This is a genomic window from Bifidobacterium sp. LH_491 (genome assembly GCF_056356495.1).
In genome coordinates, this window is the sequence record NZ_JBKEUI010000001.1 from 1 (window position 1) to 17742 (window position 17742).

A 17742-nucleotide genomic window follows, 5' to 3' on the forward strand; every position below is an offset into this window, starting at 1 on the left:
TTTCCTTGTCGGTCCTTACGATTTGGTGTTCCGTCGTCGCCCATGCCCCGTTCCCCCTCCCGCCGCGTCCCGTTCATGCCCCGGTTCCCGCCCCGTTCATCCCGGGTTCCCTCCCCCGCCGCGATCCCAACGCCCGTCCTCCTCCCGACTCCCCCCGCCTCCTACGCGACGACTGCAAAACCAACCACACAAAACAACACACATCCAATGAACAAGTGGTATAACTGCAGTAGTTGGCGAACAGTATTAGTTGGCAACGGTAATAGGTTGCGGATACATGCAGCACAGAAGGTACATGGTTTCAAGGAGGAGCGTATGAAATACGCGGAAATTGGTACTAGCGGAGTGAAAGCATCCCGAGTCGCACTTGGGGTGATGCGCATTAACGAAAAAGCACCAGAGCAAGCCGCAGATATCGTCAAAACCGTACTCGATGGTGGAGTGAATTTCTTTGATACAGCAGATTGCTATGCAGCGGGAGAAAGCTCGCGTGTATTGGGTCGTGCGCTCAAAGACCTCAACGTTTCACGTGAAACCGTGTATGTACAGACAAAATTCGGTATTTATCATGATCCGGAGCATCCAGATAAAGCGCGGTATAACTTTTCTAAGTCGCATTTGCTCGAAGCATTGAATAGTGAGCTAGAAAACCTGCAAACTGACTACGTAGATTTTGTATTGCTTCATCGTCCGGACACGCTGGTGGAGCTTGATGAGCTTGCGGCAGCATTTAATGAGCTGCAGTCTACTGGAAAAGTGCGCCAGTTTGGTGTGAGTAATGTGAATCCGATGCAGGCAGAATTGCTGCAGAGTGCGGTCAGCCAAAAGCTCCATGTCAACCAGCTGCAATTCGGTCTGGGGCACACGGGAATGGTGCAGCAGGAGTTCCACGTCAATATGTCCGACGCGCCAAGTATCGATCACGATGGCGGACTTATTGCCTATTCGCGCCTGAAACATATGACCATTCAAGCGTGGAGCCCCTTCCAGTACGGCTTCTTTGAGGGTGTCTTCATCGACAATCCGAAGTTCCCGGAGCTCAATGGCGTTCTTGTGCAATTGGCCGAAAAATATGGTGTAAATAAGAATGCTATTGCAGTGGCTTGGATTTTGCGCCACCCTGCCACCATGCAGGTATTGCTTGGATCCATGAACCCGACGCGCTTGAAGAGCATGATCGCAGGCGCGGACATCCAGCTCGACGCGCAGGAGTGGTATGACCTGTACTTTGCAGCCGGCAACGATTTGCCGTAATGCAACACACTACATGTCAAATGTGGGGGTTGTCAGGCATTACGTCGATAGTCCCCACTTGTCTATAAGGATCGTGTTGCATATAGGCATTGGACTGTGCGTGAGATTGGATTGCGTGCGAGGTAGAGCCGCATATGAGGATGAGGGTGCGTGCGAGGGGCGGGGCGCAAGTGAGAAGTAGACCGCATGCGAGGCTTGGGGCTAACAAAACAATCGAGTAGCCGAAAAGGAAGAGCAGCGCTGCGCGAGGTGTTTGTAGTGATGCGCTGTTGGGGGATGAAGCATCTGCGATGGAGTGATGGTAAGCGTGGGGAATAACCGGCGGAAGTGTGTTTTATAGGAGGCGAGGTGCGTCGTGAGTTTGTTGAGCGCGTCCTGAATGGCGTGCGTGGGGATGGATGGTGCCGCATCGACTATATTCGGTGATTAGTTAGGGGGCAGTGTTTTGGCACGTTACGCTAGTGTTGCGTTAACTAGGGGTGAGGTGGATGGTCTATGTCGTATTGGCTCGTGTAATGCTGGTGTGGGCTGTGCCGGGGGGCGTTGGGTGGTTTATGAAGGCGGTCGGACGTAGCGCGACGAGGGTCTGTGACACATGACATGGGGCACATGCTGATGGCAGTTGTTATGGACGGGGATGGTGCAACGAGGAACGCTGATTAAGTATGGCGAAGGCGCGAGGAATGAGCCGTGTGACATCAATGATGGGCTTATCAACGAGGTAGAAGCCGTAGAGGGTGAGCCGTAGGATATAAGGCACTATGCACTACTTCACCCCCAAGCGTTGTGTGACAACCAATAAAATCATGTACCACGATAAGGCCACGGCCGAGCGTGCGGCCGACGATAGTTTGGTGCAGCGTGGCGCGACACTGTGGGTATACCGTTGTCAATACTGTTCGACATGGCATTTGACCAGTCGAGATCCTGCCGATGCCTACGCGTATGCGCCGTTGAACCGTAGCGTCAAGCCGCATTCTCGTAAGAAAGGGTATAAGCCACGGCAGCGATAGCCACATGGTAGATGGTAGCTATGAATATCTGGTGATACAGGTTCAGGTATGCCGGATAGGTTGAGAATCCGTGCCCGGTGGGACGGCTGTGTTTCACTGGGTTGAGCGGCTTCGCGTACTGAGATGTGGGTGCGTTGGCCCGGATCCGGAATGGAATATTGCCGAGTGGCTCGATGCTGTGGCGAGGGACAACCGTACTGTGATGAGAAAACAGCGAAACGATTTTGTATGGGTGTGTTCTGCGCATCCGGACGTTTTGATTGTTGATTGCGGGAGAATCATACTGCGCAGATAAGATGACGCATGGCAGAGAAGACACACCGGGGTAGATTGCCGGGCGGAGAGGACGGTAGAGAAGGTAGATGGTATAGATGAGACCGGCAGTGTAAGCCCGACGGACAGATAAATCAACCGTAAAGATGGGTGCTTATTCCGGGACTGATGCCGTAGTGTGTAATGATAAGGCATCCTCCTCCTCGATGTTGGTCCGTGGGGTAACCAGTCGGATTGGGGCCTGTGTGTCGGTCGGACTGTCTGGTTGGGGTACCTGGTCAGATTGGGCTGGTGGCTCGGCTGGCGAATTGTGGTAGGCTCCCAAGCCGACTAGTCGGGTCGGGAGGCCGACGGTTAGGCCGGCCGCCCGGTGAAGTAGGAAGCGTTATCGGTCTAGACGAAACCCTTGCGCTTTCGCCGGTGCGCTTACGCCGCGATCCAGCACACTCTATGCCACGGCGTTGCCGGCAATCTGATCGCTGAAGGCGTCCACAGGGCGGTCCGTGTTGCGCAAATCATAATATTCATGAACGGTGGCGTCGAAGGCCTCAAGAGCTCCCTCATCCAACGCCCCATCAGGATAGGTGTTCGTAAAGAACTGCATGCCGCGAGGCAGACGAGGTTTCAGTGCCGGCTCTTGCGCGGTTTTGCCAATGGCCAAGCCCAATACCGGATACGTGTATTCTGGCAGGCGGAGCAATGCAATCAGCGCAGGCACGTCATTGAGCAGCGAGCCGAGAATGACGCAGCCCAATCCCAGAGAATAGGCCGCGGTTTCCATCGCGTGCAACGCCAGCACCGCGTCATTGTTCGCTTGCGAGAAACGGTAGCTACTATTGAGCGTGAACTCGTCGCCATGCACATCCACGCCCTTGCGCTGGGCGATCTGTGCGTTACGGTGTTGGTCGGCAACAAATACATACAGCAATGGGGCTTCGGCGATATACGGTTGCCCTGCGATATCGGCAAGACGCCCGGCAGTGGTCTTGTCCGTAATGCGAATCGCCGACCAATCATTCAGAAACTGGCTCGATGCGGCATGCTGCGCCACGGTTTCCAGCGTAGCCACCACGTCATCCGCAATCGGTTCCGGCCGCCACTGACGGATAGAACGGCGGTTGAGCAACACATCAATGGTGGGATTGGAAGCAAGCGATTCCACGGCAACTCCTTCAAATGGTCGATATATCGAACAACGCGGAAGTCTCTCGGCGGTTGCTGCGGCAACGTGTACCCGGAATCGTACGCTGCGGCGTATCGATACGATAACGGGCGGAAAGCTCGCGTCGTAAGCGGAACAATAATACAACGGTCATCTCAAGTTTTTCCGACAGTCCAATGGCGTAATCAATGCGGATGGGCTTGGGGAGGTAGTGCGAGTGGCCGCTAGGAATGGTTAGTGTATCCGGCGTTCACCGACGGTTGTTGCGAGCGTTTTTTTCGGCTCGCCTGCGGTGTTTGCGATCGATAAATGCGCGCGAACCGGCAGAGGAAAGCTGGGAGAGGGCCGCAGTGAATGCCGCGGAGGCTGCCGCAAATAGCACAGTCATCAGCAGTCCGCGCGAATGCGTAGTGTCGTTCGCATCGGCCGTTGGCGCATGCTTGGCGTGTGCCCCATGGGAACGAGCATCGACGCTGGCGTCCCACATCATATGAAAAAGTTTGCCACCAATCATGCCAACCAAGGAAGGCAAGGCGAGCGTGACAAGCTTATCCAACATGGAATCGGGGTCGTTCATTCGTCCGTTACGCATATCGGTCACCTTCTTATCCAGAGCTTGCAGCGCTGCAACCGTTCGCTCGGTTGCGTGCGAAGAGTAATCATCGGTGGCATCGGTCATAGTTCTATGATAAGCCGACATGAGGAACGCTGGGGGAGGGTTGCGGCGCCGGATAGAAAATTGGTGTTGGCTGGTTGGCGTGAATTGTGCTTGTTAATCCGTACAACCGGGTGTTGTCGCGTAAGATACAGCGTTTTCGTATTACAGTAATGATATGGCTGAAGCGAACACTTGGGGCGATGTGGCCTCGATAAGCGGCAAACTGGTGCTGTTGCGTCATGGACAAACCGCATGGAGCGTATCCGGACAGCACACGGGTCGGACGGATATTCCGCTCACCGCCGAGGGCGAAGTGCAGGCGGTGGGTGCCGGAGAACGGTTGCGTAATGCCATTCCGGGCGGCTTCTCCGAAGGATGTGTGTTCTCAAGCCCGCTATCACGTGCGCGGAAAACCGCAATGCTTGCCGGTTTCTCACAGCACCGTGTGCTAGACGATTTGGCGGAATGGGATTACGGGCGTGCGGAGGGGCGCACGCGTGCTCAGCTTGCCGAGGCATTAGGGGAGTCTTGGAATTTGTGGGCCGATGGCACAGGGTGTTTACCCAAACAGTTAGAGGGCGAGTGGGATACTGAGTTGCCGGACGGTACGGCGGTGCATGTCCGTAATGGGCGCGGTGAGGAAGTAGGCGATGTGGCGCAACGCGCCATGCGAGCGGTCCAACAAGTGTTACCGATGCTGGAATCCGGCGAAAACGTCCTGTTCGTTGCCCATGCTCATGTGTTGCGAGTGGTGGCGACGCAGTGGCTTGATATGAGTCCGCGGTACGCTCGTCAGTTACGCATGGATACCGCACACTATGGTGTGTTGGGCCAATATAAGGGTGATGCGGTTATCGAGTGCTGGAATTGCTAGCATTGTCGGCATGAGGAGGTGTGTAATCTCAAGCGGCACGCCTAATGCTTACGTATGCAAATTGCGTAGTCAATAGCGTTTACATGGCATAGATTTGGTGGAATAAGTGATTCTTTTTATGCCGTTATACGTTATCTTGTCATGTTTTTAGACGATCCGTGCATAATATGCGAAGAAAAAGGCGAACGTTTGCAAAAACATCAGTTAACAAGTATAGTGGGCTGTGTCAGTACTTCACCGCACCAACGATGGTCGGTTTTCCGTTCGTTTTCTGGAAGTATGGCGAGAGAGAAAGGTTCGATGATGAATCGTATGATAATGAGAACAATGAGTGTCCTGGCCGTTGCTGCCATGTCATGTGCCGCGCTTGCAGGGTGCGGGACAGGATCGAGTGCCGGTGACGAAGGGCGTGTGTACTTTCTGAACTTCAAGCCGGAAGCCGCTGATCAATGGGTGGCATTGGCTAAGGCTTACACCGATGAAACTGGTGTACCGGTTGATGTGCAGACGGCGGCGTCCGGCACATATGAACAGCAGCTGAAAAGTGAAATGGCCAAGAGCGAAGCGCCGACATTGTTCCAAGTCAACGGTCCCGTGGGATACGCCAATTGGAAAGACTACACGGCGGATATGTCCAGCACCAAGGTATACAAGGAGTTGCAAAATCAAGATGTGGCGCTAAAGGATGGCGACAAGGTCGTTGGCGTTCCGTACGTCATGGAGACGTATGGCATTATCTACAATAAGGACATCCTCAAGAAGTATACCGAGCTGCCCAATGCCAAGATTACGTCTGTCGACGATATCGATAACTTCGATACGCTGAAGGCTGTGGCGGATGATATGCAAGCCCGTAAAGACAAGCTCGGCATTCAAGGAGCGTTCACCTCCGCCGGTTTCGATTCCAGTTCCGATTGGCGCTTCAAGACCCACTTGGCCAACCTGCCGCTGTACTACGAGTTCAAGGCGGACAACGTAACCGAGCAGCCCGCTACCATCAAAGGCACGTATTTGCCGCAATACAAGCAGATTTTCGACCTGTACATCACTGATTCGACCACCGACCGCACCCAGTTGAGCTCCAAAACCGCCGATGACGCCAACTCCGAGTTCGCTCTCGGTGAGGCGGCGTTCTACCAGAACGGCACTTGGGCGTGGACGGATCTGCTCAAGGCGGGCATGACCGCCGACCAAGTTGGCATGATACCGATTTACATCGGCGCCGAAGGTGAAGAAAATCAAGGCTTGGCCACCGGTTCGGAAAACTACTGGTGCATCAACGCCAAGGCTTCCGAGAAAGACCAGAAGGCCACCGCAGATTTTCTCGCATGGGTTATCAGCTCGGACACCGGCAAGAAGAGCATCTCCTCCGACATGGGTTTCACCACACCGTTCAAGACCTTTGACGACGTGAAGTCCGACAATCCGCTAGTGGAGGTGGCCGTGGCCGACCAGAAGTCCGGAAAGACGCAGGTCTCCTGGAACTTCACCATGATGCCGTCCGAACAGTGGAAGAATGATTTGGGCAACGCGTTGCTCGAATACGCGCAGGGCACTGGCGACTGGAGTGCGGTCAAGACTGCATTCGTAGACGGCTGGGCCAAGGAATACCAGACAGCGCACAGCAATAGCTAGGCGCTCTAGCGATACCCCCACACGGAGACGATGACGCGTGGAAAGCGGCGGCCACCAATGAGGGCGGCCGCCGACCTTCGCATCCCAAGCGCCTCAGCCGCATCGCCGCAACGACGCGGCACACAAGGAAAGGACACTGTCATGGTTATCAACATGACGGGTAAGGCCATACGGCGTTGGTGGGCGTTGTTCGCACTACCGACGTTCGCTGCATTCGTAATAGGTTTTCTCGTGCCCTTCATCATGGGCATCTACTTAAGCTTCTGTAAATTCACCACCGTCACCGACGCCTCCTTCATCGGCCTCGGCAATTATCAAGCGGCGCTCGCAGACATGGAATTCTGGCGCTCTCTGGCATTTACGGTGGCGTTCACCATCGTGACCACCGTGGTGATCAATGTGATGGCGTTTGCCATAGCCTATATGCTGACCAAAGCCATTAAAGGGTCGACGATTTTTCGGTCGGTATTCTTCATGCCGAACCTTATCGGCGGCATTATCTTGGGTTATATTTGGCTACTGCTGCTCAATGGAGTGCTGGCGCATTGGGCGAAATCCATCACGTATTCCGCTGTGTATGGCTTCTGGGGATTGGTGATTCTAGTGTGCTGGCAGCAAATCGGCTACATGATGATCATCTACATCGCCGGTTTGCAAAGTTTGCCCACCGACGTGCTGGAAGCCGCCGCCGTGGACGGCGCGAATAGTCGACAGACATTGTTCCGCATCACCGTACCGCTGATGATGCCCAGCATTACGGTATGTACCTTCCTGTCTGTGACCAATGGTTTCAAGCTGTTCGATCAGAATTTGGCGTTGACGAACGGCGCTCCTTCCAACACTTCGGAAATGGCGGCTTTGAACATCTATCGGACGTTCTATGGACGTGTTGGTTTTGAAGGTGTGGGGCAGGCCAAAGCGGTGATCTTCTTCATTATTGTCGCGTTGATTGCAGTGCTCCAAAATCGTCTGACTACCAGTAGGGAGGTGCAGGCATGAACGGCGACAAGGTGAAGCACGGCGGCCTGTGGACGGTGCTGTTCGCGGTGATTTCGCTGGCGTGGATTTTTCCCATCATTCTGGTGGTAATCAATTCGTTCAAACAGAAGGCTTATATTTCCCGTAATGCATTCTCCATACCCATGGGCAAAGCCTTCGTAGGGCTGGATAATTATACGTTGGGCATTCAGCGCACCAATCTCATTGCCAGCTTCGGGTGGACGGTGGTTATCACCGTGGGTGCGGTACTGCTGATTCTGCTGTGCACGTCCATGTGCGCATGGTGGATTGTGCGCGTGAACAACTGGGCGGCCAAGGGCATGTATCTGCTATTCCTGTTCAACATGATCGTGCCGTTCCAGATGGTGATGTTCACACTTTCTAAGCTCGCGGACATGTTGGGGCTCAACACTCCGTGGGGCCTATGGATTGTATATCTGGGGTTCGGTGCCGGATTGGCGGTGTTTATTTTCACGGGCGTGGTCAAGGGGATTCCGCAGGAGCTAGAGGAATCCGCCATGATCGATGGCGCGAGCGTGCCGCGAATTTTCTTCCAAATCGTGATGCCGATCATGCGGCCGTCGGTGATTTCGGTGGCCATTTTGGAGGCGATGTGGATTTGGAACGACTTCCTGCTGCCGTATCTGACGTTGGATTTGCGTAAGTACAAGACCATGTCGATCGCCATTCAATACCTCAAGGGAGGATACGGCGCTGTTGATATGGGCGCGATGATGGGATGCCTGGTACTGGCAATCATTCCGATCATCGTGTTTTATCTGGTCTGCCAGAAGTACATCGTCAAAGGCGTTATGGCAGGCGCTGTCAAGGGCTGATTTCCTTTCCTTGGTGGTCCTGGACAGCATGGGGGCGGGAGTGATTCCGTCCCCATTTTTATATGGTGATGAAGTGGAGCTAATCGTGCGCAACGGCGGCCTGCGCATAAGGCGTGAATACACGTTCCAATATGGGGGTATGTACGTAAATCATGGAGCCGTAGCCGAGTATTACCAGTAGGAACAATCCTTGCGGGAAATGGAACCAGCACGCGATGAGCAGCCCCCAATACGCTGCGTCGATGAGTAGGAGACACAGTGTCCATCCAATATGCGATACGCCGAAAATACAGGCATTTGCCAAGGTTCGCCAAGGGGTGTTGTCAAAACGCGCTTGTAGCGCGAAGACCCATTCAAAAGTGATAAGCCAAAGCAAAGTGAATCCGAATTTAGGGATAAGCAGAGGAGTGATGTGTAATGTAACCCAAGCGTACAGCAATGCTACGCCGCTTGCGGCGTACACCACCCACAGTACGGTGGCGCGATACAGATTACTCCACACGGCACGCCAGTAGGCACGGGTGATGTGTGCCTCGCCTTGTGCCGATCGGCGAGAGGAGTCATGGGCCGCGCTTAGGGCCGCACCGATGGTGGCAAACGGAAGACAGAGGATCAAGGTCATGAGGTTGATCCAGATGGCGTCGGCAAAATTGGCTACGGCCTGCATGAACTTTGAACCGGGGTTCAGCCACTGCATCAGGCGCCCCGCAGCTGGTCGGTGTCGCGGAGTATGAGTTGTGCGTCTACGGTTTCGTGTGGCTGTTCCACGATTTTGCCATTGATCAGCGCAAGCGCTTTGGCGGCGGCCGCACGTCCCGTGGCGTAAGGATCCTGTCGCATCGTGGTAAGTCCTAAAACACCGGCATACAGGCTGTCGTCAAACCCGATGATGGAATAGTCTTGTGGAGCGTGATGGCCGTATTTGTTGAGTTTAATAACAAGCGGTATTGCCAGCATATCCATGGAGCAGCAGATGGCATCGGGGAATTCGGGCAAGGCGAGCAGCGCGGAAAGCGCGTCATCGGCGATGGATGTTCCACGTGGAACACTGATGACCTGCCAGCGGATATCGCCGTGTGCATGGTGTCGCTGCGCGGTTTCGCAAGCTCGGATAAATCCGTGGCGGCGGGTATCGACGCTGGAATCAAGCGCGGCCACAGGCTCGGCGCACACGTATACCAAATTGCGGTGTCCTAAGTTCAGCAAATGCTGGGTAGCAGTGAACATGCCTTGTTCGTCGGCAATGCTGACGGAAGCGTCAAAGCAGTTGGTCGAGGGCGTATTAATGCCGATCAGCGGTACGTGGATGCGTTGCAGCTGTTCCACCTCGTGACTGTCAATGGCAAACGAAGCGACGAATACGGCGTCAACATTGCGACGGACCGGTAGGTTGGTGAAGAATGCACGTCGCTGTTCCGCGGAATCAATGCGCTGGAATAGAGAAATATCGTATCCCGCTGGCTGCATTATTGAGTTGATGCCATTGACCAGCTGGTTATTGAACCAGCTGGTGATGTCTTCGTTCATCAGCAAAGCCACACGATAGGTTTGTCCTGATTTGAGCGCTGTTGCTGAGCGGGAAATGTTGAAATCCAGCTTATCGGCTGCGGCGAGCACTTTCGCGCGAGTCTTTTCCGAAACTAAGTCAGGGCGGGTGAACGCTCTCGATACCGTGGAAATGGATACTCCGGCAGCCTTCGCCACCTCTCGAATACCTGCCCTGGTCATAACCGCCTCTGCTTCCTTGCTTTTATTGCTTCATGATTATGGCTGTCGGCATTGACAACACACACTTATTATACTGCATACGTTATCAACGTTGTGGAGATGCAATGTGTTGATATCGCCGTGGCGCGTGTCATGTAAGGCAAGACGCTATGATGCAGGTGAGCCTCGCCGGTGTTGTCGATGCCGCAGCGTTGCGTAAAGGATGCAAACGATTCAGAGTTCTTGCAAGGAGTGATATGAGCCACACGATTAATGCATGCGATTTCCGCGTTCAGGCAAAGCCGCTGATGCGTGACGAGTATGTACTGCAGGGTGAGCATTGGCGTATCGGCGTGATTACCGAGTCATTGGTGCGGTTTGAATGGTCGGATGACGGGGTTTTTGAGGATCGTCCCACGCAAACGGTGCTGAATCGGCAGTGGCGGGAGCATGTGGAGTGCGCGGTGAGCGAGCGTGATGGGCTACTGGTCATCGACACGCCCGCGTTGACGGTGACGTATGACCGCAAGCCGTTTAGTAAGGAAGGCTTGAGCGTGGTGATCAAGGGCCTGTCGAACACGCAGTTCAACACTTGGCATTATGGCGATGATGCGCCGGGCAACCTGCGCGGCACGGCCCGTACCTTGGATGAGGCCGACGGGGCGATTCCGTTGGGCGAGGGTGTGATTTCTCGCGACGGTTGGGCGGTGTTGGATGACTCTGCGTCCAATGTGTTGGTGGAGGCCGCGCAGGTCAACGGTGTGCCGAATCCGTATGGCGTGTGGGTGGAGCCGCGTCAGACGCGCACGACCGACCTGTATTTCTTCGGCTATGGCCATCGTTATCGGGAGGCCATCCAAGACTTCTACCGTCTGACCGGGCCGACGCCATTGTTGCCGCGCTTCGTGTTCGGCAACTGGTGGAGCCGGTACCATCGATACACGCAAGACGAGTATGTGCGGTTGATGGATCGTTTTGTCGAGGAACGTGTGCCGTTGACGACGGCCGTTATCGACATGGACTGGCACTTGGTGGACGATGTTGATCCCAAGTATGGGTCCGGTTGGACGGGCTATACATGGAATCGCGAGTTTTTCCCGGATCATCGAGCCTTCCTTGAGGAGCTGCATCGCCGCGGTTTGCGCACCACGCTGAATGTGCACCCGCGTGACGGCGTGCGTGCGTTCGAGGAGCCGTACGAGCAGGTGGCACGGCATATGGGCATGGATCCGTCGACGGGCGAGCCAGTTGAGTTCGATATCACCAATCCGCGCTTTGTCGAAGCATATTTCGATATGCATCATGATTTGGAAGACGAGGGCGTCGACTTCTGGTGGCTGGATTGGCAGCAGGGTGGCGTGACCCGCCAGCCGGGACTGGATCCGTTGTGGATGCTCAACCATATGCATTATCTTGATTCGGGTCGTGACGGCCGATGGCCGCTGACGTTCTCCCGGTATGCCGGGCCTGGTTCGCACCGGTATCCGGTGGGCTTCTCCGGCGATACGGTGGTCAGCTGGGAATCGTTGCAATTCCAGCCTTATTTCACTGCGGCGGCGTCTAATGTCGGCTATGGCTGGTGGAGTCACGATATTGGCGGCCACATGTTCGGCAAGCGCGACGGCGAGCTGGAGGTGCGCTGGTATCAGCTCGGCGCGTTCAGCCCCATCAACCGTCTGCATTCCACCGATTCGCCGTTCAATGGCAAGGAACCGTGGAATTTCCCCGGCGAAGTGCGGCAGGCGATGGATGAGGCGCTGCGGCTGCGTCACGAGTTGATTCCGTACTTGTATGCGATGAACTGGCGGGCCGCAAGCGAAGGCCTGCCATTGGTCGAGCCGATGTATTGGCAGGATCCCGATACCGTTGACGCGTACGACGTGCCAACGCAATTCCGTTTCGGAACCGAGCTAATCGTCTCCCCGGTCGTGGAGCAGATGGACAAGGAAGCACGTCGCGGCAAGGCGAACATGTGGTTCCCTCAAGGCGTATGGTATGACTTCTTCGATGGTCGCCGATACGTGTCCGCCGCGGAAGGCGGACGGCGCATGGCGGTATGGCGTGGCCTGGACCGTGTGCCGGTGTTCGCCAAGGCTGGTGGCATCGTCCCCATGCAAATCATGGGTGACGGCGATTCGCTGAACAATGTGGACAATCCGCATGCGTTGCGCGTCATCGTCTTCCCTGGCGCCAACGGACGGTTTGTCATTACCGAAGACGATGGCAAGTATCAAGCCAATCCGGCCGATATGCGTACCGCGCGCACGGAGCTGTCCTTCGACTGGACGGCGCAGGGCGGCTCGAGCCACGAGGGTGCGGCGACGTTCAGCATCGCACCTGCGCAAGGTGAAGCGGCTGTGCTGCCCACATCCCGTTCCTGGGATATCGTGCTGCGTGGTGTGGCGCAGGCCGAAGCCCGCGTGGTTGTGGACGGCTCGCCGGTTGACTGCGGCGTGAGCTATGACGAAGCCACGTTGAGTGTGACCGTGCATGTTCCCGCACAGTCGGTGCGCTCGCGCATCGTCGTCACCTTCGGCGAATCAGTGCGCGAAACCCCCGACACCATGGAGCAGGATGCCTTCGATCTGTTGTTCCAAGCCGAGATGCTGTACCTCACCAAGGAGAAGGCCATGCATATGGTCCGCACGCTGGGCCGGTCCGCTCTGGCTTCGTTGCCGTCCCTTGAGCAAGGTCCTCGGGACGGCAAGCGTTTCTTCGCTTCGCACATGCCGCAGGCTGTGGCGGATGCGCTCGCGGAGATCATGCTGCGTTATTGATGGTGATTGATTGCGGTCGATCATGTGGTGCGATCTCGCTGTGTAATCGCGCCGCGTGATTGTGCTGGGCGACTAACCATGCCGTGCGGCCGCGCGGAGCCGTGGCAGTGAATCTCGCGGCCACTGGCGTTACCGTCCGTTTACCATTGTTCACCTGCCATTGGCCGTAATTCATCAAGGCGTCGCCCGCCCGTTGGATGGGCGACGCCTTGCCTCATTAGTGTGACCTTCGGAAGCAGGAGCTTCCGGCCGTGCGGCGCACGGTTTCGTAGATGAAGATCACAGAAGAGGCATCAAGTGAAGCATACAGTTTGGCGCGGTGCGGTGGCCATGGCTGCTACGGCCGCAACGCTTATGAGTTTGGCAGGGGTGGCGAACGCCGCCGATGGCAAGAGCGCCCAAGAGTTGGCGGCGCATGGCGGGGCGCAGCGCATTGCGACCATCGGCAGCAAGACCGCCAAGAATGTCATCCTGTTCATCGGCGACGGCATGGGTGATTCTGAAATCACAGTGGCGCGTGATTATCTGCATGGTGCGAACGGCACGTTTGATGGCTTGGATAAGATCGGACAGCCCTCGGCTTTGGGTGATGTGGCTGCTGGCACCGGCCAGTACACTACGTTCTCCCTTGGTGAGGGCATTGGCGACAAGGGCAATCCGAAGGTGACACCGGTGACGGATTCGGCGGCTTCCGGTTCGGCCTGGGCCACGGGCACGAAGACGTACAACGGCGCCATTTCGGTGGATGCTTATGGTAATGCGCAGATGTCGTTGCTGGAATTGGCGAAGATTGCTGGCAAGGCGACGGGCAATGTGTCCACCGCCGAAATTCAGGATGCCACGCCGGCGGTGCAGGCTGCGCATTCTACGGAACGTTCGTGCTATGGCCCGCAAGGCAAGACCGACGGAACGTCGGATAATGCTTCGTCGCAGTGCGAAGCGTCGCAGCTGAAGCAGAACGGTGGCATCGGATCCATTTCCGAGCAGATTCTCGATACGCGCGCCGATGTGACGTTGGGCGGCGGCAACAAGTATTTCAAGCAGACCGTGCAGGGCGGCGAGTACCAGGGTATGACCGTGCAGCAGCAGGCCGAGGCGATGGGATACACCTACATCACTGATCCGGCGGACTTGGCCGGTGTGACGGAAGCGAACCAGGACAAGCCGCTCATTGGATTGTTCTCGTCGGGCAATATGCCGACCAGATTCAGCCCGTCGGTGGCGACCAAGCAGGATCCCGCCAAGGACGAGCATCCGATTACCTGTTCGACGAATCCTGATTGGCTGGGCAACCAGGGTGTGTCGTTGGCGGATATGACGAAGAAGAGCATCGATTTGCTGCAGTCCAATCCGAACGGTGCCAAGAATGGCTTCTTCCTGCAGGTCGAAGGTGCGTCTATCGATAAGCAGGACCATAACGGCAATGCCTGCGGTCAGATCGGCGAGACCGGCGATTTGGATGAGGCCGTTGCCACCGCGTTGCAGAACGTTGACCTGTCCGATACGTTGATCATTGTCACGGCGGATCACGCCCACACCAGCCAGATTGTGGAATCGCAGCCGTATTATGCGCTGAGCACGGTGTTGCAGTCTCCGGTCGATGGCGCGAAGATCACCGTGTCCTACGGCACTTCTTCGGGCAATCTGTATGGTGATGGCAATGATGCGGAAGGTACTGCGGATGCCTCGAAGGCGCAGGGCAGTATGTCGCATACGGGCACGCAGCTGCGTATCGCGGCGTCTGGTCCCGGCGCGCAACGCGTGATTGGCTTGACCGATCAGACGGATAATTTCTTCACCATTGCCCAGGCCTTGGGGCTGGCCGCCACCACCGATCAGCAGAAGGCGCTGTCGAACGACGCCAAGCTGGATGTTACTCAGGATGCGGGCAAGGCGACAGCCGAACTCAATGGGTTCAACGGTGACTCCGTGGTGTCGTACACGCTTGAAGATCAGACTGCGCGCAGCACGCAAACGGTGGGCGTGGCCAAGGATGGCGTTTCCGGTGTGCGCGTGAAGACCGCGCAGACGACGAGCATTGATTTGGGTGATGTTCAAGAGGGGCATCAGTACAAGCTCACGGTGACTGGCCGTCAGAGCGGCAAGGTGATGGAGGCTTCGTTCGCTGGTGCGGCTGCTCAGGCTTCCGATAAGACGCCAGGTAAGGATGGTGGCGAGAAGTCTGCGAAGTCGCCTGTGGCTGGTGGAGAGAATGCCGGCCTGAAACGTACCGGAGCTGCCGCGCTGTGGTCGGTGATGGTTGCGGCCGCCTTGGCGTGCACCGGTTTGGCTGCTCGCACGGTGATGTCCGCTCGCTCTCGTCGTCGTTGAGTTGGGTGTATGCATGCCGGAGCGTTGGCGTGAGCCGCTGATGCGGTAAGTCGGCATGGTCGCCGGAGGAAGGTCTGGATAGTGGCAGTCCTCTCCCCGTGTGGGAGGGGACTGTTGCATATGGGGCAGTTGTGTGATTGGGGATAGGGTCGCGTTTAGTGTGGGGTCTGTGGTTTGGGGCGGTAATGGGGATTGTGGTTGCGGCAGTTTGCGCGTTTTGTGAACATTATGTGATGTCTCGACATGCGGGGAATAGAAAGTGGAATTTAAAAGTTGAGTGGTGTAGGCTCAAGTTTTGGAAATGCCAAGACGTTGAGCAGAACACGTCAGCGAACCAAGCAACACAAAGGAGCAGATATGGGACGCGCAGTAGGTATTGATTTGGGTACGACGAACTCGTGCATCGCCACGCTGGAAGGCGGCGAACCCACCGTTATCGTGAACGCTGAAGGCGCTCGCACCACGCCGTCGGTGGTGGCGTTCAGCAAGTCCGGCGAAATTTTGGTTGGCGAAGTCGCCAAGCGTCAGGCCGTCACCAATGTGGACCGCACCATCAGCTCGGTGAAGCGTCACATGGGTACTGATTGGACGGTGGACATCGACGGCAAGGAGTGGACTCCGCAGGAGATTTCCGCGCAGATTCTGATGAAGCTCAAGCGAGACGCCGAAGCGTACCTGGGCGAGCCCGTCACGGACGCGGTCATCACCTGCCCGGCATACTTCAACGATGCGCAGCGTCAGGCCACCAAGGACGCAGGCACCATCGCAGGCCTGAACGTGCTGCGTATCATCAACGAGCCCACCGCGGCCGCATTGGCCTATGGTCTGGAAAAGGGCAAGGAAGACGAGCGCATCCTGGTATTCGATTTGGGCGGCGGCACCTTCGATGTGTCCCTGCTGGAAATCGGCAAGGACGACGATGGCTTCTCCACCATCCAGGTGCAGGCCACCAACGGCGACAACCACTTGGGCGGCGATGATTGGGATCAGAAGATCATCGACTGGCTCGTCGGCGAAGTGAAGAATAAGTACGGCGTGGACCTCGCCAAGGACAAGATTGCCCTGCAGCGTCTGAAGGAAGCTGCCGAGCAGGCGAAGAAGGAACTGTCGAGCTCCTCCTCCACCTCCATCTCCATGCAGTACCTTGCCATGACCCCTGATGGCACTCCGGTGCACTTGGATGAGTCGCTCACTCGCGCTCGCTTCGAGTCGATGACGGCCGATTTGCTGGGCCGCTGCCGCACGCCGTTCAACAACGTGCTGGCCGATGCCGGAATCAGCGTCAGCGATATTGACCATGTGGTGCTCGTCGGCGGTTCGACCCGTATGCCGGCCGTCAAGGAGCTCGTCAAGGAGCTGACCGGCGGCAAGGAAGCGAACCAGTCCGTGAACCCGGACGAAGTGGTGGCCGTCGGCGCCGCTGTGCAGTCCGGCGTCATCAAGGGCGACCGCAAGGACGTGCTGCTGATCGACGTGACTCCGCTGTCCCTCGGTATCGAAACCAAGGGCGGCATCATGACCAAGCTCATCGACCGCAACACCGCCATCCCGACCAAGCGTTCGGAAGTATTCTCCACCGCTGAGGACAATCAGCCGTCCGTGCTGATCCAGGTGTACCAGGGCGAGCGTGAATTCGCTCGTGACAACAAGCCGCTGGGTACGTTCGAGCTGACCGGTATTGCACCGGCTCCGCGCGGCGTCCCGCAGATTGAGGTTACGTTCGACATCGACGCCAACGGCATCGTGCACGTCTCCGCCAAGGACAAGGGCACCGGCAAGGAACAGTCCATGACCATCACCGGCGGTTCCGGTCTGCCGAAGGACGAGATCGACCGCATGGTGAAGGAAGCCGAGGCGCACGAAGCCGAAGACAAGAAGCGCAAGGAAGAGGCGGAAACCCGCAACCAGGCGGAATCCTTCGCGTACCAGACCGAGAAGCTGGTCAACGACAACAAGGACAAGCTTTCGGACGACGTCTCCAAGGAAGTGACCGAGAAGGTTGAGGCTTTGAAGGAAGCGCTGAAGGGCGAAGACATCGAAGCCATCAAGTCGGCGCAAACCGCGTTGATGGAGTCCGCGCAAAAGATCGGTCAGCAGCTGTACGCGCAGCAGGGTGCCGAGAGTGCCGCCGGTGCCGAAAGCGCGGCCGGTGCTGCCGCCGGTTCGGATGATGACGTGGTGGATGCCGAAGTCGTGGATGACGACGACAAGGACAACAAGTAA

General features: G+C 56.6%; 12 protein-coding genes and 1 pseudogene. 9 read left to right on the forward strand and 4 right to left on the reverse strand.

Annotated elements, in window-relative coordinates; all coding sequences use genetic code 11:
* Nucleotides 1-315 precede the first annotated feature (315 nt).
* Together AC1AWK_RS00005 and AC1AWK_RS00010 are read left to right on the forward strand one after the other, a co-directional pair.
* A complete protein-coding gene (locus tag AC1AWK_RS00005) occupies nucleotides 316-1254 on the forward strand; it encodes an aldo/keto reductase (RefSeq protein ID WP_476567286.1) in 939 nt (312 codons plus the stop codon).
* A gap of 761 nt (nucleotides 1255-2015) precedes the next feature.
* Nucleotides 2016-2267, forward strand: coding sequence for a hypothetical protein (locus AC1AWK_RS00010; protein ID WP_476567287.1), 252 nt, complete (start codon nucleotides 2016-2018; stop codon nucleotides 2265-2267).
* A gap of 658 nt (nucleotides 2268-2925) precedes the next feature.
* Here AC1AWK_RS00010 and AC1AWK_RS00015 read toward each other — a convergent pair.
* Together AC1AWK_RS00015 and AC1AWK_RS00020 are read right to left on the reverse strand one after the other, a co-directional pair.
* A pseudogene (locus AC1AWK_RS00015) lies at nucleotides 2926-3702 on the reverse strand (nitroreductase family protein).
* Between the two features lie 250 nt (nucleotides 3703-3952).
* Nucleotides 3953-4381 (reverse strand): DUF4235 domain-containing protein, encoded by a 429-nt coding sequence (locus tag AC1AWK_RS00020; RefSeq protein WP_476567288.1) that lies wholly within the window; start codon nucleotides 4379-4381, stop codon nucleotides 3953-3955.
* Nucleotides 4382-4535: 154 nt separating this feature from the next.
* Between AC1AWK_RS00020 and AC1AWK_RS00025 the strand changes: the two genes are divergently transcribed.
* The 4 genes from AC1AWK_RS00025 to AC1AWK_RS00040 all read left to right on the forward strand — a co-directional run bounded on the left by AC1AWK_RS00025 (nucleotide 4536) and on the right by AC1AWK_RS00040 (nucleotide 8704).
* Nucleotides 4536-5234: a histidine phosphatase family protein gene (locus AC1AWK_RS00025; protein ID WP_476567289.1), complete on the forward strand. Its 699-nt coding sequence runs from the start codon at nucleotides 4536-4538 to the stop codon at nucleotides 5232-5234.
* A gap of 300 nt (nucleotides 5235-5534) precedes the next feature.
* Complete coding sequence (locus AC1AWK_RS00030; protein ID WP_476569469.1) at nucleotides 5535-6869, forward strand: ABC transporter substrate-binding protein; 1335 nt, start codon at nucleotides 5535-5537, stop codon at nucleotides 6867-6869.
* 141 nt (nucleotides 6870-7010) lie between these two features.
* Nucleotides 7011-7868 (forward strand): carbohydrate ABC transporter permease, encoded by an 858-nt coding sequence (locus AC1AWK_RS00035; RefSeq protein WP_476567290.1) that lies wholly within the window; start codon nucleotides 7011-7013, stop codon nucleotides 7866-7868.
* Nucleotides 7865-8704 carry a carbohydrate ABC transporter permease gene (locus tag AC1AWK_RS00040; protein WP_476567291.1) on the forward strand — a complete coding sequence of 280 codons (840 nt, stop codon included), beginning with the start codon at nucleotides 7865-7867 and terminating at the stop codon, nucleotides 8702-8704. Before AC1AWK_RS00035 ends, AC1AWK_RS00040 begins: the two co-directional genes overlap by 4 nt.
* A gap of 79 nt (nucleotides 8705-8783) precedes the next feature.
* Here AC1AWK_RS00040 and AC1AWK_RS00045 read toward each other — a convergent pair whose 3' ends face one another.
* Together AC1AWK_RS00045 and AC1AWK_RS00050 are read right to left on the reverse strand one after the other, a co-directional pair.
* Nucleotides 8784-9401, reverse strand: coding sequence for a DUF624 domain-containing protein (locus AC1AWK_RS00045; protein ID WP_476567292.1), 618 nt, complete (start codon nucleotides 9399-9401; stop codon nucleotides 8784-8786).
* Nucleotides 9401-10432, reverse strand: a complete 1032-nt coding sequence (locus AC1AWK_RS00050; RefSeq protein ID WP_476567293.1) for a LacI family DNA-binding transcriptional regulator — start codon at nucleotides 10430-10432, stop codon at nucleotides 9401-9403. The genes AC1AWK_RS00045 and AC1AWK_RS00050 overlap by 1 nt, the downstream gene beginning before the upstream one ends.
* Nucleotides 10433-10668: 236 nt before the next feature.
* Here AC1AWK_RS00050 and AC1AWK_RS00055 point away from each other — a divergent pair, with 236 nt between their 5' ends.
* From AC1AWK_RS00055 to dnaK, 3 genes are all read left to right on the forward strand, one after another.
* Nucleotides 10669-13188 (forward strand): glycoside hydrolase family 31 protein, encoded by a 2520-nt coding sequence (locus tag AC1AWK_RS00055; protein ID WP_476567294.1) that lies wholly within the window; start codon nucleotides 10669-10671, stop codon nucleotides 13186-13188.
* A 330-nt stretch (nucleotides 13189-13518) separates the two neighbouring features.
* Nucleotides 13519-15519 carry an alkaline phosphatase gene (gene phoA / locus AC1AWK_RS00060; RefSeq protein ID WP_476569471.1) on the forward strand — a complete coding sequence of 667 codons (2001 nt, stop codon included), beginning with the start codon at nucleotides 13519-13521 and terminating at the stop codon, nucleotides 15517-15519.
* A 357-nt stretch (nucleotides 15520-15876) separates the two neighbouring features.
* Entirely contained in the window at nucleotides 15877-17742 is a 1866-nt protein-coding gene (dnaK, locus tag AC1AWK_RS00065; RefSeq protein ID WP_476567295.1) for a molecular chaperone DnaK, read from the forward strand.

Bases quoted from the DNA above. Each gene is read 5' to 3' on its own strand.
- AC1AWK_RS00020 (WP_476567288.1), bottom strand. From the start codon at position 4,381: ATGACCGATGCCACCGATGATTACTCTTCGCACGCAACCGAGCGAACG.
- AC1AWK_RS00050 (WP_476567293.1), bottom strand. From the start codon at position 10,432: ATGACCAGGGCAGGTATTCGAGAGGTGGCGAAGGCTGCCGGAGTATCC.
- AC1AWK_RS00025 (WP_476567289.1), top strand. From the start codon at position 4,536: ATGGCTGAAGCGAACACTTGGGGCGATGTGGCCTCGATAAGCGGCAAA.
- AC1AWK_RS00030 (WP_476569469.1), top strand. From the start codon at position 5,535: ATGATGAATCGTATGATAATGAGAACAATGAGTGTCCTGGCCGTTGCT.
- AC1AWK_RS00055 (WP_476567294.1), top strand. From the start codon at position 10,669: ATGAGCCACACGATTAATGCATGCGATTTCCGCGTTCAGGCAAAGCCG.
- AC1AWK_RS00010 (WP_476567287.1), top strand. From the start codon at position 2,016: ATGCACTACTTCACCCCCAAGCGTTGTGTGACAACCAATAAAATCATG.
- AC1AWK_RS00035 (WP_476567290.1), top strand. From the start codon at position 7,011: ATGGTTATCAACATGACGGGTAAGGCCATACGGCGTTGGTGGGCGTTG.
- dnaK (WP_476567295.1), top strand. From the start codon at position 15,877: ATGGGACGCGCAGTAGGTATTGATTTGGGTACGACGAACTCGTGCATC.
- phoA (WP_476569471.1), top strand. From the start codon at position 13,519: ATGGCTGCTACGGCCGCAACGCTTATGAGTTTGGCAGGGGTGGCGAAC.
- AC1AWK_RS00045 (WP_476567292.1), bottom strand. From the start codon at position 9,401: ATGCAGTGGCTGAACCCCGGTTCAAAGTTCATGCAGGCCGTAGCCAAT.
- AC1AWK_RS00040 (WP_476567291.1), top strand. From the start codon at position 7,865: ATGAACGGCGACAAGGTGAAGCACGGCGGCCTGTGGACGGTGCTGTTC.
- AC1AWK_RS00005 (WP_476567286.1), top strand. From the start codon at position 316: ATGAAATACGCGGAAATTGGTACTAGCGGAGTGAAAGCATCCCGAGTC.